This window comes from Rhodococcus sp. KRD175, from assembly GCF_017168275.1.
Classification (GTDB): Bacteria; Actinomycetota; Actinomycetes; order Mycobacteriales; family Mycobacteriaceae; genus Rhodococcoides; species Rhodococcoides fascians.
Map to the genome: position 1 here is coordinate 31,341 of NZ_JABFAQ010000049.1, position 24,133 is coordinate 55,473.

The following is a 24,133-nucleotide window of genomic DNA, read 5'->3' on the forward strand; positions in this document are numbered from 1 at the left end:
CGATCCTGCCGCTCCCTGCTGCTGCGGTGCAACACCACCGACCGGGGCCTGCTGCCTGGCGCGGATGCGATGCGTTCCGCCCCTACGCAGCGCTTTCGCGAGAATCGTTGCGCATGCGCAAGGAACGGGTGCAGGATGGCTGATATGGAACTCGCCGGACGGAGCCGTGACCGGATCGCCGAGCCGTGGGGTGCCCGCACGCCCTACGCCGCCGGTGAACGGTGGCCGACCCGAGTCGACACCTACCTCTCCGGTGACCTGACTCCGGCAGATGTGGACAACTGGGTGCAGTCGGCCTCAATTCTGCATTCCAACGGCGACGCACTCGACATCGCGGTGAAGGACGGGGCCATCGTCGGTGTGCGCGGACGCGAAGTAGACCGAGTCAACCACGGCCGTCTCGGACCGAAAGATCTATTCGGCTGGCAGGCCAATGCCAGTGCTGACCGCTTGACTACACCGCTGATCCGGGTCGACGGTGAACTCGTCGAAACCGATTGGGACACAGCGATGAACCGCATCGTCGAACGCAGTAAGGGTTTGCTCGAGGAACAGGGCCCCAGCGCGATCGGCTTCTACACCAGTGGACAGTTGTTCCTCGAGGAGTACTACACCCTCGGCGTCATCGCCCACGGCGCCATCGGAACCAACCACGTCGACGGCAACACCCGCCTGTGCACGGCCACCGCTGCAGAAGCGCTCAAAGAATCGTTCGGCTGTGACGGGCAACCCGGCTCCTACACCGACGTCGACCATGCCGACGTCATCGCCCTGTTCGGGCACAACGTCGCCGAAACCCAGACCGTGTTGTGGTCACGCATCCTCGATCGCCTCGACGGCACAGATCCGCCGCAGATCTTGTGCGTGGATCCGCGACCCACTCCGGTGGCCGCCCGTGCCGCCGTGCACCTGGCTCCGCTACCCGGCACGAACGTGGCCTTGATGAACGGGCTGCTCCACGAGGTCATCAGCCGCGGTTGGATCGACCGCGACTACATCGACGCCCACAGTGTCGGTTTCGAGGAACTACGCTCGCTGGTCGCCGATTATTCTCCGCAACGGGTAGCGCAGATCTGCGGAATCGACGCCGACGATCTGCGTGCAGCGGCCCGGTTGCTGGGCACCGCGACGAGGCTGCTCTCCACTGTGCTGCAGGGGTTTTACCAATCCCATCAAGCCACCGCCGCGGCCGTGCAGGTCAACAATCTGCACATCATCCGCGGCATGCTCGGCAAACCGGGATGCGGACTACTGCAGATGAACGGCCAACCCACCGCCGAGAACACCCGTGAATGCGGCGCGGACGGGGACCTGGCAGGCTTCCGCAACTGGTCCAACGACGCCCACGTCGCCGAACTCTCGGCGCTGTGGAACATCGAGATGCACCAGATACCGCATTACAGCCCGCCCACGCATGCGATGCAAATCTTCCGATACGCCGAGCAAGGCTCGATCCGGATGCTGTGGGTCAGTGCCACCAACCCCGCGGTATCGATGCCGGAACTCGAACGAATCCGATCGATCCTCACCCAGGAACGACTGTTTCTCGTCGTGCAAGACATCTTCCTCACCGAGACCGCCGCCATGGCCGACGTAGTCCTGCCCGCCGCGACCTGGGGCGAGAAAACGGGCACCTTCACCAACGTCGACCGCACTGTGCATCTTTCCGACAAAGCGATCGAACCGCCCGGTCAGGCACGGGCAGATCTCGACATCTTCCTCGACTACGCCCGCCGCATGGATTTTCGCGACAAGGACGGACATCCCCTGCCGCCTTGGCGCGACGCGGAGTCGGCGTTCGAGGCGTGGAAGAAGTGCAGCGCGGGCCGCCCGTGCGACTACACCGGAATCACCTACGACACACTCCGGGGCGGTAGCGGAATCCAATGGCCATGTAACGAAACCCATCCCGGAGGCACCGAGCGGCTGTATGCAAACGGCGAGTTCTTCAGCGCACCCGACTACTGCGAAAGCTACGGCAAAGACCTGCTCACCGGAACCCCGGTCGAACCCACACAATACCGGGCACTGAACCCGGATGCGAAGGCGATCATCAAAGCCGCGGACTATCTTCCGCCGCACGAACGTCCCAGCGCAGACTTCCCATTCGCGTTGATCACCGGTCGTACGCTTTATCACTTTCATACTCGCACCAAAACCGGCCGTGCCCCGCAACTGCAAAAAGCCGCACGGGAGGTGTGGGTCGAAATATCGGGAAGCGACGCCGCCCGACTGGGCGTCACCGAAGGCGATCTCGTCGAAATCGCCTCGCCTCGCGGCGCTATCAACGCTCGCGCCCGCATCACCGCCATCCGAGACGGAGTGCTGTTCGTGCCCTTTCACTACGGCTACTGGGACACCGACAACGGGGCGGCCGGCGGCCCGCATACTCGTGCTGCAAACGAGCTCACCCTCACCGACTGGGACCCCGCATCGAAGCAGCCAATCTTCAAAACCGCCGCCGCGCAGGCCCGTCGTCTCTCACGCGGTGACGGTTCACCGTCGTCGGCCCCGACGACCACTGCCTCGGCGCCCAGCACTGCGGGCATACCCGAGACAACGGGCGGCCCCGCCGCGAACGTGCACGAGACGACGATCGGGGCAGTGCGGTGAAGTTGGGACTGGCGATCCGCGAGCTGCACCGCTCCGAACGCAAACTCGCCCGTCAGTTGTCCGCATTGTCGGCCCGCCATCCAGTCGAGCACGAAATTTTCTACACCTCCCGAGACATCGCCGTGTGGTCGCGCGAGCACATCGCCGACCTCGCCGAGGCCGGTAGCCGCTACGGGCTGAAGTTGAGCACGGACCGGCACAGCACCGCCCACGCGGCTGGTCTGCAGCAGCGGGTGAGTGTGCTGCTGGGTAGACGACCCGAGCCGGCGCTGTTGCTGCTCGCCGAGCTGCGGCGAGTGCACCGCACCGCAGCGGGGGTGTCGTTGGACTGGGAACTGCTCGCCCAAGGCGCGCAAGCGGTGAAGGATGTCGAATTGATCGAACTGACTCAGCGTGCGCATCCACAAACCTTGCGGCAGTTACGCTGGGCGAACGGCATGCTGAAAATGCTATCGCCACAGGCACTGTCGAGTTGACACCGATTTCGCCCGATACGATCTCACCCTCAGCGCCAGAGCGAACGGAGCGGCCCGCGATGTCCGGATTGAAGTCGATGACCATCGGCGAACTCGACGGCATACTCGCCGACCTGGAGAAGCGGCGCCGAGCTGCGGTCCGCGAGAACAAACCGGCCGATGACGTATCCACTCTCGAGGTGGACCGGGCCCGCGTGTACAACGAATTGCGTCGCCGAGGACTGTGACCCCCATATCGGACCCCGATACGGCGCAAATCGGCAACAGCAGTGTGCGCGAACAGTGGTAACGAAAACACGAACAGAACAAAGGATGACACTCCATGATGAAACGCTCGTTGGAAGCCCTCGCCCGCGAACAACTCGAGAAGGCGGCGTCGGCCACCAGCGGACGCGCCGCACACACCGTGTACGGCGGTCATGAACACGTACTGCGTCAAACACTTATCGCGTTGATGACAGACCAAGAGCTGAGTGAACACGAGAACCCAGGCGAAGCGACCGTGCAGGTGCTCCTCGGACGTGTGCGACTCCGGGCAGGAAACGACTCGTGGGAAGGACGGCGCGGAGATCTGCTCGTAGTCCCGCAACAACCGCATTCCCTCGAATCGATCGAAGACTCGGTAGTGCTCATGACCGTGGCGAAGCTTCCCTGACCACCCCGGCCAGTCTCGGGCTGAGCGAAGGGTGCGCACGTCTTCTGAAAAATGCAGTCGTCTTCTGAAACTGACAATTGATGGACCCTCTGTCAGTTTCAGAAGTGGGCGTCACACTTTCCTGGGGTTTTATCCGTGATTGCAGTCGTCTTCTGACAATTTGAGTGCAGAAGTGGGCCGCACAATCGGCACCAGAGGTCGGGGTGTTCAAGGCTGTGGTGGGAGTGAGCGGCCGATGTGTAGACGCTCGATACGTCGATCAGAATCATCGGTATGGCGAAGGAGCGGTCGGCAGAGACTTGTGTCGGGTTTGCAGTGCGTTGGGAACCCTACGGAGGTGCTGATGATATCGGTGGGGCATCGCCCAGTCTCGGCCGGCGACGTCGACGGTTAGCAGGTAGTCGGCGAAGCCCTGCGTGTCAGGGTGAGGTGAGTCCAGTGGTTCATAGCAACCCCGGCCTGATGCAGGGCGAGATACGGATCGACACACACCATGACCATCACCACGACCATGCCGATCAGCGACGGCAATGAACGCATGGATCTCGGTCCCGGTAGCGGTGTCGCCTTCGGGGCGTCGTAGATGCGTTGGGTGCCGATGTTCAGGGACCTGCGGTCCTAACTTCTCGTTGTCGCCGTGTTGCTGCTGACTTCTTTCCGAGGACGGCTGCGACCGATATCGACAAGATCGCGGCCGTTACGCCGCTGCACAGCGGGAGAGCGATCCAGAGGTAGTTCTGGCTGGCCAGTTCGATGCGAAGCGGGCGCGTCTCGGTCAGACTTGAATAGAGGGGAGGGGAGAGTGTTGCCCACGCAGCAGCACCGACGCCGAGACAGCCGCCGACCACACCACCTTCCAGCCCGATCGACAGAGCTGAACGGCTGGAAACATGCCGGGCACAGCTGAACCCGAGAACACCGAACGCGATGGCGGCGACACCGGGGAATACGACTGCGGTGGGAAGCCACGCCGGAGCCGGCTCGTAGAACTGGACGAGGTAACCGACCTCGAAAGCCACCGCGGTGCTCTCCGTGGATGCAGCAAAACCCGCGAGGTCGAACTGCGGCACAACGAACACATGCCACCACATCGCGCCCACCACGCCCATAAGTAGACCGATGATCATTGCGGCCGATGCGACCTCCCGCCTCTGACTGGGATCGCTCACGCCAGCATCTTTGCACGGCAGCAGTTTCGGCATGAACATCAGCAACTTCATTCACCTCCGAGCCGCCAGGATCACCAAGTCGCTGTGTTCGACCGGACGTATCCGGAGGCGGTGGTCTGTCGATGCGGCTCGACACGAACGCCTTGGTCTCGACAACGCCTCGCGTGATGGAGAGCGCGGTACATTTTGTGTTCCGCATCCGGCCGACAACGGCCCATGAGATGCCGCAAGAGGAGGTGTGTGGATGACCGATGCTCGGAGTCGGCGATCGACGGTGGTTGCGGCGATCGGTATCGTCGCCGGCGGCATCTGTGCTGCCGTGTGGTGGTCTGGGCCGTACTCGAGCACCGCGACCATACAGATCACCTCCACCGACACCTCTCGTAGCCCCGACACCACAGGTGAGCCCGGTACCCTCGGTTCCGGCGCTCCGGCATTGTCTGCGGTCGTTCTGTCCCTCGACGGCTTCGGCCCGACCGAGGAGGTCACCGCGGAGCTGGCGAAGCGCCGCGGAGGATTCGCATCGGACTACACGGACATGGTCTCGATCACGCCGATCAGTGAGCGTGCGGGTCTGACTGTCACCGCAACTGCGAGCAATCGACGCGAGGCCGCCGAGGTGGCCAACGACGCCGCCGATATCGTGATCGAGCAGTTCAACGCCACAACGACAGTGCCCGAGGCGATTTCGTTTCGTGCCATCATGATCGACGCTGCCTAGTGACAGGGGCGGTGTTCTCAGGACTTCGGTGTTTCACAAATTTATGCGTGGTCTGGGTTTTACGATGTGGCGATGGGGGCTGGTAGGTGCGGGTCAGGGGCGGTGTGTCCGGTGCGTATCGATACCGGCGGTGTCGCACCGGGTGATCGGGTCGATGCGTGGCGGGAACGAGTGAGCGCGTTGCTGCACCCTATGTCGTTCGAACCGCTGGGTCGGTATTCGTCGTTCGAAGCACACTTCCTTGGAGTGCGTGGCCTTTCGGCCGGCGCGGCGATAGGTGTGCACGGGCCATCGCGCACCGTTGTCGATAGCGATCATGTCGATCACTCGGATCCGGGCAGGGTGGCATTGTTCGTTCATCGAGGTCAGGGCGGGGAGCACACCGCGCGGGGTGGGCGCCGCGTCGTGCCACCGGGCTCATTGTTGGTGGAATGCTCGGACGAGCCGCGAACGTATCTGCGTCCGTCCACTGCACGCATGGTGATTCTGGATGTGGACGCGTCGAGACTGTCGCTGCGCCGAAATCAGCTGCGACGCTTGAGTTGCGTTGCGCTACCTCTTCCCGCGGTTCTCGCGAAAGTGTTGTGGAGCGCACCCTCGACGGTCATCGATCCCTACACCGAAGACCCTGGGGCAATCGATTCCTATCTCATCGGTGTCGCAGACTTCGTGCTACGCAGCGTCGCCGGTCATGATCCCGATCATCAGAGCACCACCTCGACGCGGCGTCAGCTCGCTGCCGATGTCATGACGGCCCGTTCGGCCGACTCGTCGCTGACCATCGACTGCATCGCCGACGAGCTGGGGATAAGCCGGGCGGCGGTTGTATCAGCTCTTCCCCGACAGCTCACCGATGCAGGAACTGACCCTCTTGCGGTTGGGCAAAGCCCGAACCATGCTGTCCGATCCCGCCATGTCCCATGCCACGAACAGTGAAATAGCGCACCGGTGCGGTTTCTCGACCGTAAGGACTTTTCAGCGAGCGTTTGTTCGCGCGTTTTCGTGCACGCCGGCTGTGTACCGAGACGAACAGCAGCGCCGAGGGCAGTGACCGCCACGAGAAATCACGTTCGAGGCGGCGGGCGCTGCAGGTGGTGACGTGACCAGAAAGTGCAGTGTGAGGGACGCTGTGTGCATTTGGGCGGGCTGAAGGTTCGTTGCCGCGGTCATACTCAGTCCGTTACTTCACTGCCCGTTGCGGCGCCCCGGCAGGACAGGTGGTCGGAGTGTGTGCTGCGGCGTCCGTTTCACCATCACACGAAAGGTATCTCATGATGCGTACTCGTTCGACAATTGCCAAGATCGCGATCGTTGCCGCCGCCGCGGCGGGAATGACTGCAGCGGGGGTTGGGACCGCGTCTGCGCACGACTCCACCGGGTTCTTGTGTACGGGGAACGTTGCGGTGGCGAACATGTACGGCGACGGTCCCGGTCAAGGCCCGGTGGACTGGCAACTGCACCAGAACGAACAATTCCGCGGACACAGCACGATCAACGTCGGTGGCACATTCTGGTCGTACGGCCACAGCACCAGCTCCTACCCCTACGACTACTGGGTGCAAACCGGTCAGCTCAACTGCTCCTGACATCGACCGAAGCGGCACCACCGAACAGAGGCGACTGCACGTTCTGAGATTGGTGTCCCTCAGTTCGATCGAGGGGCTATTGGCGGTAGTCGCCGCGCATACGTGCGATATCGTGTTCGCCGAGGGCGCAGATGTGGTGGTCGGGGCCGAGAACGTAGCGATAGTGCACTGCGCGGCCGGTGGATCCGGTCATGACGCCGAGCCGAATCACGAATTCACCGAACCCCTCTGGTGCCAATGCTGTGGCCCATGCGTCGGCTTCCGCGCCGTTCAGATCTGCAGCTGCGCCTTCTCGAATGCGGCGGGCAGCGACAGTGACGATCACCAACCGCGACAGCTCGGGATAGTGGCCGGTGAACTGGGTGAGGCGTTCGAGCGGAATATTGGTAGCCGTCACCTGTACCTGCATGGCTGGGTCGATTACAGAGGGGAAGACGGCGCCCGCAGGTCGGCCCCCGGGCTCGTCGCGGCCTTCGGTGGTTCCGCCATCGCTGGCGGCAAGGATTCGAAGCCGATCCAAGACGGGGCCGTGCGCGCGGTACACGCGTTCGGCGATCTCGTTCGTCTCGGCGAGCCCGCCGTCGCCGTCATCGTGCCTGTCATCGTCGTGCCTGTCATGGTCGTTGCGGCCGGCGCGGTCATCGTTTCTGGTCACGGGACGGAGCTGTCGGTCAGTGCGGCGAGTCTGGTGTGGGCGCGGCGGTCGCCGGGATCGATGTTCACTCGGGCCGGGTCGAAACCGTAGAAAGCGAGCAGCCGCCGGTCCATCACGTGCCGCCACAGCGGCGGGATGAGCGCACACACGATCATGACGGCGTATCCGGCGGGTAACTGCGGCGCGGTGTCGACGGTGCGGAGCGCTTGATAGCGCCGCAGTGGATGCGTGTGATGGTCACTGTGGCGTTGGAGGTGGTAGAGAAACAGGTTCGACACGAGATGGTCGCTGTTCCAACTGTGTTCGTGCGAGCACCGTTCATACCGCCCGTCCGGGCGCCTACGGCGCAGCAGTCCGTAGTGCTCGAGGTAGTTCGCAGCTTCGAACAACACGATCGCTACGGCGGCTTGCAGGATCAGGTACGGGGTGATCGACCACCCGAACACCGCAACCAAGCCTCCGAAGAGGAGCGCGGACAGTGCTGCGGCGTTGAACAGATGATTGCGCAGTGTCCACCGCGACCGTCTCTGCCTGCGGAAGCGTTTCGATTCCAGCGCCCACGCCGAAGCGAGCCCGCCGTAGACGCTGCGGGGCAGAAACCGCCAGAACGATTCACCGAACCGGGCGGTAGCCGGATCGTCCGGGGTGGCGACCCGGATGTGATGTCCGCGGTTGTGTTCGACGTAGAAGTGGCCGTACCCGGCCTGAGCGAGGCTCACCTTGCTCATCCACTGCTCGACTGCTTCTGTTTTGTGGCCGAGCTCGTGCGCTGCGTTGATTCCGACGCCGGCAACCACCCCGATCGTCAGGGCCAATGCGATCCGCTCGGGCACCCCGAGCGGGCCGTGCACCCACAGCCAGCACGCTGCCACCAGACCCGCATACTGCAGAGGAAGGAACAGGTAGATGCACCACCGGTAATACCGGTCTGCCTCCAACCCCGCCACCGCATCGTCGGGTGGGTTGGAAATATCGGAACCGCACCACAGATCCACCAGCGGGATGACGATGCCCATCACGATCAGACCGAACGCCCACAGCAGTCCCGGCCCGAACGTGGAGACAGCACCCCACGCCAGAAACGGCGACAGCGGAACCAGCAACCCCAACGGCCACAGATACCGTTTGGGGTCCCTCCATGTTTCGCCCGGACTGTTGCTCGTTCCGGTACCGGACAAGCGTGCTGTTTCAGGCCGGTTCGGAGGTGCGGATGGCGGTTCCATGTCACCGTTGATGGCGTCAATTCCTCTCGGAGAGAACAGTGTTCGCGAAAGGCTACGTACGCCCTCTGTGTAGCATCGGATTGATGTTGAAACATGTATCACCCGAAAGGTGTGAAGTGGGTCATCTCCAGAGGTGGCAGACGCGCAGGACTGTTCCCCCTTCACTAGCCCCAACGGTCAACGATGAGTGAGCACGTGAAGGCCGGCCGGAGAACAGTGTCAACGCGTGTTCCGACCGAGCAACTGCAGATGCAGGTCTGTGAGGCAGCGGCGGCGGTGATGCTCGATGGGGGCATGGATGCGCTCACCACCGACGGCGTCGTCGATGCTGCCGGGGTGAGCCGGGGTCGTATGGTGCGTGCCTACACCAGCCGGGCACAGTTGATATCCGGGGTGTACGCGCACGGTCATGCGCGGATCATGGCACTGTGCGAGCGACAGCGTCGCCGCGGTCGGTCCGGTGTGGATGCGCTGGTTGCGTTGACCTATGACCTGCTCGAGCACACAGCTGTCGACCCTCTCGTGCGCGCTGTGCACGCGCTGGAATCGACCGAGTATGCCGCCGAAACAGGTGTGGGCAGCGTGTATCGCCTATGGCGGGGCGAATTCACCGAAATGCTCGTCGGTGGTGGGGAACGAGGGCGGGATCCGCTCGTCGCCGACACCGATCATCGACAGATTGTCGAGGTCGTGGACGTGCTGGTCGCTGCGGTGGCCGGATTGTGCGACCCGCGGCGATGGTCGACGACGACAACGCGGGAGCGCATCGATCGCCTGCATATCGTGTTGTATGCGGTGATACCGGCGTTGTGCACCGACACCGCAGACGCCGACTTCGTGCGGCTGTATCTGGAACGAGTCCGCGACCACGTGGCGGCGGATATCGACACCACAAGTGTCGAACCCGCCGATGTCGATACCGTTGTTACGGCGCACAGATGAGCGGGCACGTTCGATCGGGCTGTGGAGTTCCTGCGTGTGGTGCGAGGCAGGATCGGTGATCGGTGAGCTGCAGACTGTCGTGGGGCGGAATGTGCGCCGGTATCGGCTTCAGCGAGGCTGGAGTCAGTATTCGTTCGCCGAACATGTGGGCCTGCATCGCACCTACATCGCTGCCGTCGAACGCGGGGAACGCAACGTCACGGTCGCGACGGTGGAAAAGATGGCTGACGGGCTCGGGGTGGACCCGCTGACTTTGTTGTACGACACCCGCCCGGCCGCACACCGACCGACATCCCGATAAACCCCGACCAGGGCCAAAGTTTTATACGGCGGTGCATCACCGCACGAGAGTCCGGCGTTGTCAGGTGTGTTCGATTGAGCCGATGATGTGGCGGCACCATTGAGCGAGCACATCGAACACCACCGCCGGGGCATCGACCGCCAGATCGGCGATATCACCGGCGTGGTCGGCATCGTCCTGGGCGGCAACGGCAGCGACGTCGAGCATGGCGAAGGTCGCCCGGTGTATCTGCCGCGGATCCGCGACATCGATCTCGATCCCGAACCCTCGGCTCCTGACCGCGCAGGTTGGTATGGCGGCACCTCAGTCTTGAGCACACGCCGAACGCCAGAGCGCGACGAAAGTCACCCGCTTATTTGTAGATGTTGGGCATGCAAAGTGCATTTTCCGTGCCGTCTACGCCGAAACGCCAGCTCAGCATTGTTCTTGCCCAGCAAAGCTGTCGGTGACGGGCGCTAGCCTGCAATATTCTCCGGCGGGGCCGAACGCCTAAACCGCGTCGACGGAAGGTCTCGATTGCGCTGTAGTCCCTAAGGTTCCACCCGCCGAGGCTGCACGGATAGTCAAAGCTTTCTAGATCATCCCGCTCGGACGCACTCGTCGCACCTACGCGCTAGTGGCAGCGTAGAGGAGGCATGTCGTCTTCTTGGTTCAAGAGGGCTGGGTGAGGCGAAGTCGCAACCACTGGCGCTGCGGGTCCTACGGCGACGGAACAGCTCTCACCTTGGTCGCGTTCGTCGATGAAGTCCTGCCGGAGATCGTGATACCGACCGATACGCGCCGTGTCGACTTATTCGATGGAGCCACTCAGCGCGCTTCGAGTAGTAGACGTGCCTGGTTTGCGAGCACTATGCGCGTTGCTTCTCCGTCGTCTACTCCCCATAGTCGGCTGAAAGCTGCCACCACGTCGTAGAGACCACCGGGCTGCGCCGGCGTACTTCGATTCTTTGCGTAGGGTCCGTCCGTCTCGAGGAGGATCCGATCTCTCGGAATCGCGTGCGCGAGCGGCGCGAACCTACGAGAGCGGGTCATCGCGATATTGAACGAAAAGTACAGTCCGGCTTGTAGCGCGTCGTCGACCAGTTTTAACGGACCGGAGTACCAGTGCAATACGCTGGGCAGCTTGGCTTCGGCCAGTCGGCGGACAACGTCCTGTTCGGCGCCTCTGCTGTGCACTGTCAGGGGGTGTTGCCCGGGCTGCGCTTCGGTCAACACGACGTCGAAAACGCGTTGCTGGGCTTTGGCGGTCGCAATCCCCGCGCGTGAATAGTCGAGGCCAACCTCTCCGATCCATCGCGCCTGCGGTAGCAGGCGGAAGAATCGGGCCAGGTCGTTCGGACCGAAGGTTGCCGCCCGAAGGGGATGCAGCCCGATCGCGACCTCCACATGTCGGCGCACACCGAGGCGGGTTCGGAGTCGTTTGAATTCGTCCGGATTTTCGGTGACGGCGACGACCGCGACCCCGGCGGCGTCTGCGTCGCGTAGTACTGCCACCGGGTCGGCGTAGGCGGCGACGTGGCAGTGCGTGTCCAGCAGGCGTTCTTCTGTCAAGTCAGTCTTCTCACGATGTCGGCGGTCGGACCCGATGCCCCTTCGAGCCATGTTCGCAGTTCGTCGAGGCCACGGCGCCATACCCGCAGGAAGTCGCGGTGTTCGCCGTCGGGGATAGGCCCATTGCGAAGAATGTCCCGGTCGGGACGTTGCGTGTAGGCGCCGTTGAGGACCGCTCGGAGATCGGCGGCGCGGCGTGTGTCGGTGTCGAGTAACCCGACGCCGGTGAGGGCGTCCCATGAGTACCCCGCCGCACTGTCCCATCCCACGTGGGCCATGGACGAGCGGCGGATGAGGCACGGGAAACAGTATCCGCAGTTTCCCTGGGGGCGTCCGACGTAGCGGGCGGCTTCAGGATGCGAGCAGGAGACGCTCTGTGGTGCTAATGATCGAAGGAGCTGGGGATTGCGGGAGCTTGCGAGGATCTCGCCTTTTGTCTTCAGACGGAACGGGTTCCGGATGGGGTTGTGCACACCGACGTTCTCTGCAGCCGTGCTGAGAAGCTTCATGAAGTGCGGGTGGGTGGTTCGGGTGCTGTAGCTACCGATGCGTGCGCGCGTGAGCGGGACATTGATACCAATGAAACCGTTCTCGGGTATGTAAACCGGGATGTGCGGTCCAACCGATGCTGCGAGGGCCAATCCCGCCGTCAGGAACAGCATCGACCGTGCGCGGGTCGTCGTCTCGTGGTCTCCGGGTAGCGGGCGAGTCTGGTCTGGCGCGGTGGGCGCGGGTCTCAGGAAAAGCCCGCGCACTTCGAGTCGGTCGGCGCCGTAATGCGCTCGGAGTGCGGTGATGAGGTTCTTCTGTGCGGTCGAGGCCTGGTCTCCTTCGTTATGGGAGATGAGGCAGAGACGCCGGTCCGGGTCTTCCTCCAGCAGGTCGATCACGCCCGTCAGTGAGTCGAGTCCGCCGGAGAAAAGACTTATAGCGTCGACGCTCCCGACCGGTGTCACCTCGTCCGGCACTCCCGATACGCCGTCGAGTGGTGACGCTGTTCCCTTAGTCGGAGCCAGTGTCCATCGGTCGCCGGTCAGGAAGTCGAGGGCACTGGTCCAGTCGGCGGCTCGCCAGGCAGAATCATCCGAGACGGGGAGTTCCAATGTGAGCTCACGTGTCCAGACGTCGTTGGCGGTGTTGCGGCGGCAGGACTTGTCGACGCAATAGACGCTGGCTCCTAACAGGAACAGGTCGAGCGCCTGCCTCGGGGCTCTCCAACCGGTGAGAAACCGCGCACCAGCGTTCTTACCCAGCTGGATGGTTGCTGCGCTGTTGCCTGGTGACCAGTCCAGGAGGCGGAGGTCGTGCGGGCCGACCGGGGTGGTCGCGTCGGGCTGGGTGCGAACCCGGTAGTTGGTCATCATTGCTCCTGTCCGTCGAGGGCCCCGAGGAGTTTGTAGGTTGACTCGATGGAGCGTTGAGCTATGGCTCGCCCCTCGTCCCCGCGCCAGTCGACGGCTAACGGGTTCTGGGGCAGTTCGATAGCTACGAGGTCGGCGATGATCTGACGCATTTCCTGGTCGGCCTGTCGCATGACAGCTGGGTCGGTGAGCCGACTGAGTCGTTCGGCGACGACTGGCACCCTGTTGTAGACGTAGAGCGCCAGGAACCGCTCAAGCATTAGACCCAGCTGGTCTCTATCGACCGTGACTTCGTTCAACTCAGTCCATGAATCGGCGTCCCCGAACACTTCGTCGAGCACGTCGCAGGCCGCGTCCCGAGCGGCCCCGGAGTCGAGGTCGCTACCCTCGCCAGCGACATAGGTGACAAGTTCGTCGAGCACCGTGAAACGGTCCTGGCCGACTAGGTGAGCGAGCCCGATGTCCGTGAGCGTCTGCTCGGCGGTTCTCGTTCCGAGCCCGGCGAGTAACCCGCCCAATCTGGAAAGCCCCGCGCGCCCGGCATTGGCCGACGCGGTCGCTCCGCCTGCACCCCCGAGTAGAGGAACATGGCGTCCGAGCACTCGACGAGCCCGATTGTCGGAGTTCGTACCGCCGATCGACTGGACGTACGCTGTCGTCGCTCGTTTGAGAGGCGTCCAATCTCCTCCGGTTCCCGCGGCTCGGTCGGCGGATGTTCCCACGCGGCTATCTCTTCCGGGCTGCGGACGCGCGAGCTTGTCGCACGACGGCCGCGAGTTGGGTGTTGTCGCCATCTGCCCAGCGCTGTAGCAGCGCTTCGACGGCGGCGTTCCCGGCCGGCAGGCGACGAACTGCTGCGGACCCCACTCCGAAACGAATGGATGTGGGCGGTAGACGCAACAATGCTTCGCACACAGCGGTGACGATGTCGGCGTTCTTCTCCGCTAATTCCAGAGCCGCCGTGGTTGCGACAGAGGAGGGCGCGCGCTGCACGCGAGCAAGCAGGGCTTCTATCAACTGCATTCGTTCACCGGCGTCGAGCGCATTGACCGCGGCGTAATGGTCCCGTCTGTGCACCTCGATCTCCGATTGGATGTCGGTGAGAAGCCTTTGCAGGTGCGGCACCAGCCTGGACGCGGACACGCCGTACGACAGCTTGTCGCGGGAGTAGGTGAAGTAGGAGCGCAGGTCGGTTCCGGCCAGTGGCGGATCCGCCGTCAACCAGTCGGCGATGTGCGCCTTGTCCGCCCACGCATGCAACTCGCCCTCCCGTCCGTCCGTCGGTTGTTTCGCCGGCGAGCGCCTGCCTACCTTTGGCTCGTTGTCGGCTGGTTGAGTCGTGGTCGACTCCGCGTTTTCACGGGCCCCGCGAGCTCGTGCTTCGGCTACACCGATTTCGGTGCATGCTCCACCCGCGGCCATCTCCCAATCGAAGAGCTTCTGAAAATCGGTATTGTATTGATCCTCCAGGACCATCAGTTTCGCGAGAATGGGTAGCTTCAGTTCGACACGGCGGCGCTGCGCGCTGCGGTACTTCAGCAGCAGGTTGTTGAGGAAGCGCTTGAGTTGACGCGGGTTGCCTCGCAACGACGCGCCGAGGATGGGCGAGATGTCTCCGGCCCATTTCAGGTCGGCAACCAGGTCTTCGGGGATGTCGGCGAGGACGGTTCCGGCAATCCCGATATTGAAGGCAACCTCCATGCCATTGGTTCGTCTGAGTTTTGCCGCCTTGTCCAGCACACCCGCAAAATCGTCGGGAGGGAGGTGCAGGTCTGCAAAGAGCAGGTTGATGTAGGTTTCGGCTTCCGGTTCGGAAAGCGGTGGAATCGCGATCTTGAGCTGGAGCATCTTCTCGAGGTAGTCGCGCCCGATTCCCGCTCCGTCTGCTTTCTTCAGCTCCGGATAGCGCGAGTCGATCGCAGACTCCACGACGTTCTGATTGAGCGCGAGCACATAAGCCGTTTTTGGTGTGTTGAGGAAGAGCCGTATGGCCTCGAAGGTGTCGACCACGGTTTCGGGAAGACAGCGGTCGAGATCGTCGATAAACACGACGACCGCGGCACACTGTGGGATCGCCTGGACGAGCTCGGCGAACTCCTGGCGAAAGGCGTCGACATCGCCTCGTGGGGTGGAAGAATTGGGGTTCTTACCGCTCGCATCTTCCCCGGGCTCGTGCAAGAGTGAGCCGGCCTGCGTGGCGACGACCCCGGCTAGCGCAGTCACGTTTTCTGCCATACCTGGATCCATGTCGGGTGAGGCAGCCTGGAGAAGAATCGGAACCACGGTAGGCGCCGCGGCGGATCCGGCTCGACCCAGACGTCGCCCCCACCGACGTAATCCAGCCACGATGGACCGGAGTCGACCGAGTTGTTCTGCAGCGTCGGGAACTCGCTTCGCGATCTCGTCGAGCACCGTGGTCATCAGGGCGATCTTGACGTCGTCGTGGTCCTCGTACTGCCATGGGCTGAAGTGCACCGTGAGATACGGCGAAGGCAGCTCCTCGTCGGAGGAGTCAATTTCCGGCCGGATGTCGTCGAGTTCCTGGGCCGCTATGCGCATGAGGCTGCTTTTGCCCGAGCCCCAATCGCCCAGCACTCCGATCGTCAGTGGCAGCAGACGGGGCTCGGTCAATGCCACCACGAGCCCGTCGACGAGGAAATCGAAGCCCAGCAGGTCGAGGTTCGTTTCGTTGTCGGCCCACACAGTCGTTCCTCCATCAGTCGACGCGCCGACATCCGTACGGCGAGAACACCGCCGGTCATCCGATCGTTCGCTGTCGACAGCTTCGCATCAAATTACAAGCAAAGTAGTCGGATTCCGCCCGATTCTGCGAGACGGGCGTCGCCTTAGCACCGAACCGGTAAACCTAAGCCTGATTCAAGGTCTGCACGGTGTTCGCGTTCAGGGCAGATGCATGGCAGTCCAAACGGCGATGGCTCAACCCGATATCAGTCGTGCCGGTGGCGCAGAGCTTCCGCGTGGCGAGGTCGAACCGCTCACGGCAGCGTCGCTCGCACACAAAGCCATCTCCCTTACCGGACACAAGGTGCGCAGCGCGAGCGACCGAGAGTGTTCTGTCACGGCGCGCCAGCACCGGCTGCCCGCGCATCGGGTACTCCGGCGTCACCGCCCGGCCGCGGTGTCCGAGTCGGTGGGTGGGGTGGACGTAGGTACGGCGGGTGCCCTCGGACCGAGACGACGCAACGGCGGCCGCCGCCGGATCCGGGCGGCTACGCCCGTCTGGATTCGAGCTATGATAAAACATGTCCACGGCGGGTATAGGCATATTTTAAGAAGGTCACGATGGCGAGGCGCACGGTCCCACTGCGGCCGCACATACAGGATGCTCTCAGCTTGTGGGGCCAGCTCATAAGGCGCGGTCGGCTCGACCGGGCCTGGACGGCCAAGGACCTCGCAGCACGCGCGAATATTTCAGAACAGACCGTGCTCTCAGCGGAGGCCGGCCACCGCGGCACAGCAGTCGGCACAATGATGGATCTGGCGGATCTCGTCGGGATTCCCATCTTCGGGATCGACGACCGCTCCGAAATCGCGATCCGTCGCCGGCGGGGTGAGGAGATGCTCGCCTTGCTCCCCAGCCGCGTTCACAAACCAAAGATGGAAACCGTCGATGACGACTTCTGAGGAGCTGTACGTCTGGACCTGGCTACCAAACCAGACCCGGCCTGTCCTGGCTGGAAGGGTGAACCAGGTCGGGCCTCTCGTCACTTTCATCTACGCGCTGAGGTACCGATCGCGGCCGGATGCCATCAGCTTGTTCTCACCCGAGCTTCCTCTGCGTCCCGGCGTCCAAGAACCTGCGGACGGATTGACCATCGCGGGCGTCCTCAGGGACGGCAGTCCCGACAGGTGGGGTCGGGGTGTCATCGAACGCCGACGAGGTGCCGCACCGAACTCTCTCAGCGAGATCGACTACATGCTCAGTTCCAGCTCGAACCGTTTCGGAGCGTTGGACTTTCAAGTGGACCGTGAAAACTACGTTCCGCGGGATGACTCGGCGACCCTCGACGAGCTGCACGAGGCCGCCATGATCGTCGACGAGGGTGGCCAACTATCGGCCGGTCTCGACGCGGCGCTGATACATGGCACCAGCCTCGGGGGTGCACGGCCGAAGGCCACCCTGACAGACAACGACGGAGGTCAGTGGCTCGCAAAGTTCGCGTCCTCAGACGATCGGGTGTTCTCGGTAGTGAACGGCGAAGGCGCGATGCTCGAGCTTGCGCGCAGGGTGGGCATCGACGTTCCCGAGAGCAAAGTCGTCTCGTCCCTGGGCAAAGAAGTCCTTCTTGTCAGGCGGTTCGATCGGAGGGCTGACGGTTGCCGACGCCACGTGGTGTCCGGCCTGACGATGGCGCAGACCGATGAGATGTACGCCCGGTACGTGTCCTACCCGCAGATCCTCGACGTGCTACGCCTATACGCCAAAGATGCGACTCGACCCGGCCCGGAGCTCTTCCGGCGCGTCGCGCTGAACATCGCCATCAGCAACAACGACGATCACGCCCGGAACCATGCCGCATTCTGGGACGGGAGCCACCTCGAGCTGACTCCGGCTTTCGACCTTGCACCAGGACAACGGTCTGGGGACACGTTTGAACAGGCTATGGCATTTGGCCGCGGTAGCGACGGCAACGCCGGTACGAAGGACGCCAACTTCGCAGCTCTCTTGCGCGAGTCCGAGATCTACGGGCTTAGTGCGGCTGACGGTCGCGGCATCATCGACCATCTCGTGTCGGCCATCGCCGACAATTGGGACGATGCCGCGGAGATCGCACGCCTAAGCGCTGCGGACAAGCGGAGTCTTCGCAACAGACAGGTATTACCTAGGGCGGCGTTCTTTGGTTACGAAAACACGTAGCTATGACAAGGCAAGACGCGTCCGATGGCCGAGATGCGTGCACACCAGCGACCAAAAGTCGGTCGCCCAGCACCCGATCGGCCACTCGGGTGCCGCACTAGCATGGGTCGGGCGTTCGCGGAGTGGGCGTGGCCGAGCTGTCGGTGGTGCCTGGCACCATCGTGAACACCGACCAGTCCTCAACAATTGGGAGTAACTGACATGGCCAAGAAAGTCTTCCTAAGCTTCCACTACAACGGCGACGTGACGCGCTGCCAGCAGGTCCGGAACATCGGCGCTATCGAGGAGGACCGCGAGGAGGTCAGCGCTCAGAAGTGGGAGACCATCAAGGCAGGCGGTGATCAGGCGATCAAGAACTGGATCGCGAAGGAGATGGCGGGCAAGGACGCTGTCGTCGTGCTCGTCGGCGGCGAGACCGCTTCGCGTAAGTGGGTCAAGCATGAGATCGAGAAGGCGTGGAAGGACAAGGTGCCGCTGGTCGGCATCCGCGTCCACGGCATGCTCGATCTAAATGGCAACAAGGGCTCCTACGGCGAGGACCCTTTCAGTAAAGTCTTCGACACCGACGGCAAGCCGCTGAGCACCTACATCACGCTGCACAACCCCAGCGGCGCTGACAGTAAGGCCGTCTACGCGAGCATCCGGGATAATTTCGAGTCGTGGGTCGGCGGCGCCGTGAAGCGTTCCTGGTGAGCTCAACCCGGCAGCCCGGCTGCGCTTTCTGCGACATCGTCGCGGGTGATGATTCGACGGCTCGCTTTATCGCCAGGGGCCACGGTGTCACCATTTTTCTACCGGACCATCCGGCTACGCGCGGGCACGTGCTCGTAGTCCCGGACGAGCACGTCGCCGACATCTGGGGGCTTTCGCAGGGTGCGGCACGCACCCTGGCCTCGGAGGTTCTTCGCGTGGCGGGCGCTGCGCGCGATGCCTTGCAGCCCGACGGGCTCAACGTGATTCAGTCGAATGGCGCAGCAGCCACCCAGTCCATCGATCATGTGCATGTGCATGTCGTGCCTCGCTGGACAACGGACGATATGGGCGAGATCTGGCCATCTCCGGACCCCTCCTGGTCGACGGCGGAACTCGACACGATGCAGGGTGATCTCAGGTCCGCTGTCGAGGCTTCGAAGCCCAAAGGCTATGACATGACGAACGAGCAGGACCGCGAGGACCGACGCAAGCACCTTGATCTGATTTCGGCCGCCATCGGACGGATGGCCGGGTCTTCATCTGCGGCGAAGGGCTGGTCGATCACGCTAGCTGGTGCGGCGTTCGGTGTCGCTTTGGTTCGTGACAGTTGGCCGTTCATTGCCCTCGGCATACTAGTGCTCGCTGCTTTTGCTGCCCTCGATGTCAAGTACCTCGGCAACGAGCGTCGCGCCCGCGGCGTCTACGACCAGGTTGCCGACGACAACTCTGTGGTGCCGTTGTCACTCAAGGGGCTGGCAACTCAGTCCGGATCCTCTCGAAAGTGGCATCCGAGCCGGTACGCAACGTGGTCAATTCTTTACTTCTATGGTCCACTCGCCCTCGTCGGCGGCGCTCTTTTGGTGGTTGCGTTGCTCGCAGGTCCAGCTGAGAAGTCGGGCGACGCCTCGAGTCCATGCGGAGAGACTTCCAGCCAGCAGAAGTAACGGACGGCTCGACCTACCAATCATCTTTTGGTCAGGCAAACGTGCCGCGCCCTGCACACCGTTTGAGGTGTCTGAGCTTCTACTTGAGGTGCCGGTACAGCGTCGATCGCGACACCCCGAGCACCTCCCGGATGTCGGTCAGCGACATTCCGCTGGCCTGCATCCGTTTGGCTTGTTTGATCTGTGTACCCGACATTGCCGGCGGCCGGCCGCCCATCCGGCCCTGGGCACGAGCGACAGCCAGTCCGAGGTTGGTGCGTTCGCGAATGAGGTTGCGTTCGAACTCCGCCAATGCTCCGAAGATCGAGTAGATCAGCTTGCCACCGGAGGTGGTGGTGTCGATCGCTTCGGTCAACGACCGGAACCCGACGCCATCGACGTCGAGCTGCTCGACCGTCTCGAGACGGTCGAGTCGCCACACCATCAGTGTGTCGCCGCGCCGCAGATGTGAGAACAAGTCCGACAGTTGCGGACGAGATGTCGTCGCACCCGACGCGGTTTCCATCCACACCCGTGAACACCCGGCAGCGCTCAGCGCGTCCCTCTGCGCATCGACACTCTGTTCGGTCGTCGACACCCTCGCATACCCCAAAAGTTCACCCACAACAGTTAAGTGTGTCACAACTCGTCGTATAGACACATTTCCCCGCCGAGGTTTTGAACATGAGTTCTGACACATGTCCCCTCCGTCGTCGCTGTGTCACATCTCGCATGTGTCTAAAACAATCGTTAAAGACACGTGCTCAGATGTGAGTGCTCAGGTTCGGGCGATCAGGCGGGCGAAGCACACCAAAAGGGCAATCTAGTGATTCCGCTAGATTACTTGAGAGGTGTCAAGTGCTGCGCACTTCTGAACTCGTGCACTCGTCTTCTGAAACTGACAGTCACGTCGCGTTTCACGCGACAGCGGAGTCCATTAGAAAGTCCATTGGGATATTCCAGCTTCCCGTAGTCTCTACTGGACAGATCGAGTCCAGCAGGGCCGGAGGGGCATGAAAATCGGATACGCGCGGTGCAGCACCGCCCGGCAGGACACTGCGGTCCAGATCGGGTTGCTCGGCAAGATCGGAGTCGACCGGGACCGGGTATACGTCGATAACGGAGTCAGCGGCCGGCAAAGTAAACGCCCCGGGCTTGAGAACGCGATCAACGCCAGCCGCGAGGGTGACGAATTCTGCGTCACCAAACTCGATCGCCTCTCGCGATCGGCCGGCGACCTGCATGAGACCGTCGGTCGTCTGGCCGCACGCGGGGTAGCGCTGTCGATCGACGGAAAGGTCTACGACCCACTAGATCCGATGGGCAAGATGTTCATCGGAATGCTCGGGCTCATGGCCGAATTCGAGTCCGATCTCATCCGAGCTCGCACCCGCGACGCCATCGCAGCCGCGGCGGCCGCCGGCAAGATGAAAGGCCGACCGCACACCCTGACACCAGAGGAACGAGCTTACCTACTCCAGGTCTACGAAACGAGGCAGTTCAAGGTCGAAACCCTTTGTAAAAACACTGGTTTGAAGCGTTCGGCACTGTATAGCAACCTTGCCCTAGCTCGTGTTGAACGCGAAGCAAACGCCTAGAAGCTGCGATCGAGACGGGCGACATGGATGCATCCAGGATCGTGAACGGCCCCAGCATGATTCCGACGCATTGCGCCACTTAGTGTGCACGGGCTAATGTCCGCGCATGAAACACGTGGGGCAAGTGGCCCTATGGGCAGTTGGCACGATCAGCGGGGCGCTCCTTCTAGCCATTCTGACGCCGATCGGGCAGGACATCAACACCAATGTCCTTCTGCGGTACGCCGATGAATCAACATTCTGGGCGTGGTTCATAGCCGCCACACCCATAATGTTGGCTTGCGCGTTCGTAGTCTGTGCAGCGTTGGCCTCGGAGGCTCTAGATGACATCGAAGATCTGTGGCTGTTGGTCACTGTCTTCGCGTTCATGACGGTGTTTCTACTCGCCGCAGGCATGTCTCTCTTCGCTGTATGGGCGATATTTACCAGCCAAGAGCCGGTATGGACGTACATGCAGCGAAACTTCGTCTAGATGCCAGAAGCGCCGAGATTGACCGCCCGGATGCTCACCTGGACGCGGACGCACCACGGCACCGCACGGTTCGCCAGCGGAAATGCTGCGGCAATAGGCCGTCCAGACGCAGTCCCCGCCTAGCAGCAGCGAATAAAGACGGGACGGCAACAGTCGCTCCATATGTTGGCTGGTGTGCCGGACAAACGGCTAAACCCTTGAGCCCGTCGTGCCGCACGCTCGGCTGCAGTGACACCGTGAGGTACCGGCCACCCTGCGGGCGTCCACCGAATCGAACTCCGCTGCGCTCCGTACTGTGAAAAGACTTCTTGTTTTCCCTTCTGGCCTTCCGATTTTGACCGGCGGTGACCTCCGCGCAACCGCCGGCGTCCGCTGCGCTCCCGGCCCCAAGGGGCTCCGAAAACTTTTCACAGACGCCTCCGGCTGAAAACTTCTCGGCCCGACCATTGCACTCCGGCCCCCTCATACCGGTCCAACTCTCCCCTGCCAGAACGGCAAAAAAATTGGCGGGCCACCGGTACGCCACGTTGAGCAGGGGAGCGCGAGATGCCGAAGACCACCGCCCAGAAAGCCCACAGCAGCACCGACACCCACGACTACGGCGCAGTGGTCACCCACACCACCGCCACCATCGTCGGACGCCAGAAAGCCGTGGTCAACGTCCACGCCGCCGCCACCGACGACGCCCAGATGATCGTCACCATGGGCCGCCTGATGATGACCTTCCGCTCCGCCGCCGCCGTCCACGCGTTCATCGCCGGACTGGCCGACGCCCGAACCCTCATCGGCCGCATCGACAACCAGGCACCCCAGCCCGGGGGACCGGGCGACGACTACGCCCGCGCCGCCATGTCCGTCGTCTGGATCGCGCCACCGGAAACCGCCGTCACCCCGCGCGAGCAGTACGTCCCCGCCCGCCGACGCACCATGCACTGGGTCGAGGTCCACATGGGACCGGTCACCTGGCGCATCATCGACCGCCTCGGCTACGTCACCATGCTCGACGAGCTCCGAAACGTCCACCGCATGGCCGTCGCGATCTTCACCGACGGCGACCAGTACACGAGCGACCCGACCACCCTCACCGACGCATTCGACGACGCCGAACGCGAACACCAGGAAGACATGGCCGCACCCTGGCGACGACGCCTCTAAGACTCCCTCAGGCCCCCTCGGCCCCGGACCCGATACGGGTTCCGGGGCCGAGCTGTATCCATCCACAGGGAAAGTCTCTATCCCCAGATTCCGGAAAATGCCTGCGCATCGCGGACCTCGCTGGCGCTCGGTACGCGATGCTGGAAGCCGAATCCACTTTCGCGCCACCCGGCTCACCCACCCGAAGGGACACGACATCGATGATCACCTGGACCGTCACCACCCGACCCGACCGCCGACCCGAAACCATCACCACCGCAGGAGCAGAACCCAGCCTCGACGCAGCGAAACGAGCCGCCGCCGACGCCGTCCGCTACGCCCTCCTCGACGCCCAGGCCCACGCAGACGCCAGCCCCACCAACACCCCGCCGACCTACCTCGTCACCATCGACGGAGCCTGCGCCCTCATCGTCAGCCTCGGAGCCTGCCGACCCGGCAACTACACCGGAGTCCTCGACAACCTCGAACACTTCGACGGCACCGCCACCCACCTGCTCTACCTATAGACAGACCGCGGGGACCAGACCTGAAAGCGTTGCGCGAGAACAACTCTGTCGGTACCCACTGCCACACTTGAGGCCATGCGAATCAGAACTCTCGACGGACCACCACTACCTGCCGAAATCGCCGAACAGGCAGCCCGCGCAATTGCCCTCTGCCACGGCCTCGGCCAGCAGTACGGAACCGGCAACGACTCCACCAGGAAAATTACGGTGAAGCCGCTACTGTCACCCCCGTGAGCCTCCTCGCCCAGGTCCCGACCCCGCCAACCGCGCCGGTCGAAGCAGTCGACCCAGCCGGCTTCACAGGGTGGTTCCTCGAGTACTTCACACAACCTGTGGCCACGGTCCTCGGCAGCCTCGGAATCATCGGCGCTGCACTCATCACCTACCGCGTCGGATCAAAGAACCGCAAGCAGCTCGAAGAACACCACACAGCAACCCATGCCCTCGCCGATACCCAAGCTCTCCGCGACCGATTCACCACCATCACCACACAACTCGCGGACCCCGCGCCCGCGATCAGGACCGCCGCCGTCTCCGCCCTCGAAGCCCTCGCCGACGACTGGCTCGACCGCAACAAGCCACGCGAAACCCAGGCCTGCATCAACGTCCTCTGCGACTACCTCCGCACACCCTACGAACCACCCACCCGAAACC

28 protein-coding genes and 1 pseudogene are annotated in these 24,133 nt (G+C 62.9%); 21 read left to right on the top strand and 8 right to left on the bottom strand.

Translation table 11 applies throughout. The features are described 5' to 3' along the window. The first annotated feature begins 144 nt into the window (after positions 1 to 144). From J1M81_RS24805 to J1M81_RS24820, 4 genes are all read left to right on the top strand, one after another. The gene (locus tag J1M81_RS24805) at positions 145 to 2,613 is read left to right on the top strand and encodes a molybdopterin oxidoreductase family protein (protein ID WP_206499082.1); all 2,469 of its coding nucleotides are present in this window, start codon (positions 145 to 147) and stop codon (positions 2,611 to 2,613) included. Then, a complete protein-coding gene (locus J1M81_RS24810; RefSeq protein WP_206499054.1) occupies positions 2,610 to 3,089 on the top strand; it encodes a hypothetical protein in 480 nt (159 codons plus the stop codon). The genes J1M81_RS24805 and J1M81_RS24810 overlap by 4 nt, the downstream gene beginning before the upstream one ends. Before the next feature lie 59 nt (positions 3,090 to 3,148). Continuing rightward, positions 3,149 to 3,316 carry a hypothetical protein gene (locus tag J1M81_RS24815; protein ID WP_206499055.1) on the top strand — a complete coding sequence of 56 codons (168 nt, stop codon included), beginning with the start codon at positions 3,149 to 3,151 and terminating at the stop codon, positions 3,314 to 3,316. Between the two features lie 95 nt (positions 3,317 to 3,411). Beyond that, the gene (locus tag J1M81_RS24820) at positions 3,412 to 3,744 is read left to right on the top strand and encodes a cupin domain-containing protein (protein WP_206499056.1); all 333 of its coding nucleotides are present in this window, start codon (positions 3,412 to 3,414) and stop codon (positions 3,742 to 3,744) included. Positions 3,745 to 4,346: 602 nt separating this feature from the next. On the opposite strand, the gene J1M81_RS24825 is transcribed toward J1M81_RS24820, so the two are convergent. Then, positions 4,347 to 4,913 (bottom strand): hypothetical protein, encoded by a 567-nt coding sequence (locus J1M81_RS24825; protein WP_206499057.1) that lies wholly within the window; start codon positions 4,911 to 4,913, stop codon positions 4,347 to 4,349. Positions 4,914 to 5,157: 244 nt separating this feature from the next. Here J1M81_RS24825 and J1M81_RS24830 point away from each other — a divergent pair, with 244 nt between their 5' ends. The 4 genes from J1M81_RS24830 to J1M81_RS24845 all read left to right on the top strand — a co-directional run bounded on the left by J1M81_RS24830 (position 5,158) and on the right by J1M81_RS24845 (position 7,220). Further along, on the top strand, positions 5,158 to 5,634 hold the full coding sequence (locus J1M81_RS24830) for a hypothetical protein (RefSeq protein WP_206499058.1): 477 nt from the start codon (positions 5,158 to 5,160) through the stop codon (positions 5,632 to 5,634). A 477-nt stretch (positions 5,635 to 6,111) separates the two neighbouring features. After that, positions 6,112 to 6,570 (top strand): hypothetical protein, encoded by a 459-nt coding sequence (locus J1M81_RS24835; RefSeq protein ID WP_206499084.1) that lies wholly within the window; start codon positions 6,112 to 6,114, stop codon positions 6,568 to 6,570. Then, positions 6,488 to 6,685, top strand: a complete 198-nt coding sequence (locus J1M81_RS27105) for a helix-turn-helix domain-containing protein (protein ID WP_206499059.1) — start codon at positions 6,488 to 6,490, stop codon at positions 6,683 to 6,685. The genes J1M81_RS24835 and J1M81_RS27105 overlap by 83 nt, the downstream gene beginning before the upstream one ends. A 220-nt stretch (positions 6,686 to 6,905) precedes the next feature. Beyond that, positions 6,906 to 7,220 (top strand): hypothetical protein, encoded by a 315-nt coding sequence (locus tag J1M81_RS24845; RefSeq protein ID WP_206499060.1) that lies wholly within the window; start codon positions 6,906 to 6,908, stop codon positions 7,218 to 7,220. A gap of 76 nt (positions 7,221 to 7,296) precedes the next feature. Here the strand turns inward: J1M81_RS24845 and J1M81_RS24850 are convergent, their stop codons facing one another. Continuing rightward, a complete protein-coding gene (locus tag J1M81_RS24850; protein WP_206499061.1) occupies positions 7,297 to 7,875 on the bottom strand; it encodes a hypothetical protein in 579 nt (192 codons plus the stop codon). After that, entirely contained in the window at positions 7,872 to 9,098 is a 1,227-nt protein-coding gene (locus J1M81_RS24855; RefSeq protein WP_206499062.1) for an alkane 1-monooxygenase, read from the bottom strand. Before J1M81_RS24855 ends, J1M81_RS24850 begins: the two co-directional genes overlap by 4 nt. Before the next feature lie 216 nt (positions 9,099 to 9,314). Here J1M81_RS24855 and J1M81_RS24860 point away from each other — a divergent pair, with 216 nt between their 5' ends. The 3 genes from J1M81_RS24860 (at position 9,315) to J1M81_RS24870 (ending at position 10,800) form a co-directional block, all read left to right on the top strand. Further along, the gene (locus tag J1M81_RS24860) at positions 9,315 to 10,040 is read left to right on the top strand and encodes a TetR/AcrR family transcriptional regulator (RefSeq protein WP_206499063.1); all 726 of its coding nucleotides are present in this window, start codon (positions 9,315 to 9,317) and stop codon (positions 10,038 to 10,040) included. Beyond that, a complete protein-coding gene (locus J1M81_RS24865) occupies positions 10,009 to 10,341 on the top strand; it encodes a helix-turn-helix domain-containing protein (protein ID WP_241258458.1) in 333 nt (110 codons plus the stop codon). Before J1M81_RS24860 ends, J1M81_RS24865 begins: the two co-directional genes overlap by 32 nt. Before the next feature lie 99 nt (positions 10,342 to 10,440). Beyond that, positions 10,441 to 10,800: a hypothetical protein gene (locus J1M81_RS24870; protein WP_206499065.1), complete on the top strand. Its 360-nt coding sequence runs from the start codon at positions 10,441 to 10,443 to the stop codon at positions 10,798 to 10,800. A gap of 348 nt (positions 10,801 to 11,148) precedes the next feature. Here the strand turns inward: J1M81_RS24870 and J1M81_RS24875 are convergent, their stop codons facing one another. The 4 genes from J1M81_RS24875 to J1M81_RS24890 all read right to left on the bottom strand — a co-directional run bounded on the left by J1M81_RS24875 (position 11,149) and on the right by J1M81_RS24890 (position 15,956). Beyond that, on the bottom strand, positions 11,149 to 11,892 hold the full coding sequence (locus J1M81_RS24875) for a TatD family hydrolase (protein ID WP_206499066.1): 744 nt from the start codon (positions 11,890 to 11,892) through the stop codon (positions 11,149 to 11,151). Beyond that, positions 11,889 to 13,256 carry a Qat anti-phage system QueC-like protein QatC gene (gene qatC / locus J1M81_RS24880; RefSeq protein WP_241258459.1) on the bottom strand — a complete coding sequence of 456 codons (1,368 nt, stop codon included), beginning with the start codon at positions 13,254 to 13,256 and terminating at the stop codon, positions 11,889 to 11,891. The genes J1M81_RS24875 and qatC overlap by 4 nt, the downstream gene beginning before the upstream one ends. Then, a complete protein-coding gene (locus J1M81_RS26575) occupies positions 13,253 to 13,675 on the bottom strand; it encodes a hypothetical protein (RefSeq protein WP_241258460.1) in 423 nt (140 codons plus the stop codon). Before J1M81_RS26575 ends, qatC begins: the two co-directional genes overlap by 4 nt. A 304-nt stretch (positions 13,676 to 13,979) precedes the next feature. Beyond that, positions 13,980 to 15,956 (bottom strand): P-loop NTPase fold protein, encoded by a 1,977-nt coding sequence (locus J1M81_RS24890; RefSeq protein WP_206499068.1) that lies wholly within the window; start codon positions 15,954 to 15,956, stop codon positions 13,980 to 13,982. A 600-nt stretch (positions 15,957 to 16,556) separates the two neighbouring features. Between J1M81_RS24890 and J1M81_RS24895 the strand changes: the two genes are divergently transcribed. The 4 genes from J1M81_RS24895 (at position 16,557) to J1M81_RS24910 (ending at position 19,769) form a co-directional block, all read left to right on the top strand. Then, positions 16,557 to 16,898 (top strand): helix-turn-helix transcriptional regulator, encoded by a 342-nt coding sequence (locus J1M81_RS24895; RefSeq protein ID WP_206499069.1) that lies wholly within the window; start codon positions 16,557 to 16,559, stop codon positions 16,896 to 16,898. A 292-nt stretch (positions 16,899 to 17,190) separates the two neighbouring features. Continuing rightward, positions 17,191 to 18,132, top strand: coding sequence for a type II toxin-antitoxin system HipA family toxin (locus J1M81_RS24900; RefSeq protein ID WP_241258461.1), 942 nt, complete (start codon positions 17,191 to 17,193; stop codon positions 18,130 to 18,132). Between the two features lie 201 nt (positions 18,133 to 18,333). Then, entirely contained in the window at positions 18,334 to 18,825 is a 492-nt protein-coding gene (locus J1M81_RS24905) for a TIR domain-containing protein (RefSeq protein WP_206499071.1), read from the top strand. Next, entirely contained in the window at positions 18,822 to 19,769 is a 948-nt protein-coding gene (locus J1M81_RS24910) for an HIT family protein (RefSeq protein ID WP_206499072.1), read from the top strand. Before J1M81_RS24905 ends, J1M81_RS24910 begins: the two co-directional genes overlap by 4 nt. 79 nt (positions 19,770 to 19,848) lie before the next feature. On the opposite strand, the gene J1M81_RS24915 is transcribed toward J1M81_RS24910, so the two are convergent. Further along, positions 19,849 to 20,373, bottom strand: coding sequence for a recombinase family protein (locus tag J1M81_RS24915; RefSeq protein WP_308051314.1), 525 nt, complete (start codon positions 20,371 to 20,373; stop codon positions 19,849 to 19,851). A gap of 388 nt (positions 20,374 to 20,761) precedes the next feature. On the opposite strand from J1M81_RS24915, the gene J1M81_RS24920 reads away from it, so the two are divergent. The 6 genes and pseudogenes from J1M81_RS24920 to J1M81_RS24945 all read left to right on the top strand — a co-directional run. Then, positions 20,762 to 21,346, top strand: a complete 585-nt coding sequence (locus J1M81_RS24920; RefSeq protein WP_206499074.1) for a recombinase family protein — start codon at positions 20,762 to 20,764, stop codon at positions 21,344 to 21,346. A 106-nt stretch (positions 21,347 to 21,452) separates the two neighbouring features. Beyond that, positions 21,453 to 21,818, top strand: a complete 366-nt coding sequence (locus J1M81_RS24925; RefSeq protein ID WP_206499075.1) for a hypothetical protein — start codon at positions 21,453 to 21,455, stop codon at positions 21,816 to 21,818. Positions 21,819 to 22,364: 546 nt separating this feature from the next. Next, positions 22,365 to 22,973 (top strand): hypothetical protein, encoded by a 609-nt coding sequence (locus J1M81_RS24930; RefSeq protein ID WP_206499076.1) that lies wholly within the window; start codon positions 22,365 to 22,367, stop codon positions 22,971 to 22,973. 200 nt (positions 22,974 to 23,173) lie between these two features. Next, positions 23,174 to 23,479, top strand: coding sequence for a hypothetical protein (locus J1M81_RS24935; RefSeq protein ID WP_206499077.1), 306 nt, complete (start codon positions 23,174 to 23,176; stop codon positions 23,477 to 23,479). A gap of 75 nt (positions 23,480 to 23,554) precedes the next feature. Continuing rightward, positions 23,555 to 23,713 (top strand): hypothetical protein, encoded by a 159-nt coding sequence (locus tag J1M81_RS24940; RefSeq protein WP_206499078.1) that lies wholly within the window; start codon positions 23,555 to 23,557, stop codon positions 23,711 to 23,713. Continuing rightward, positions 23,710 to 24,133, top strand: a pseudogene (locus J1M81_RS24945) (hypothetical protein); the annotation flags it as partial. The gene J1M81_RS24940 and the pseudogene J1M81_RS24945, both read left to right, overlap by 4 nt.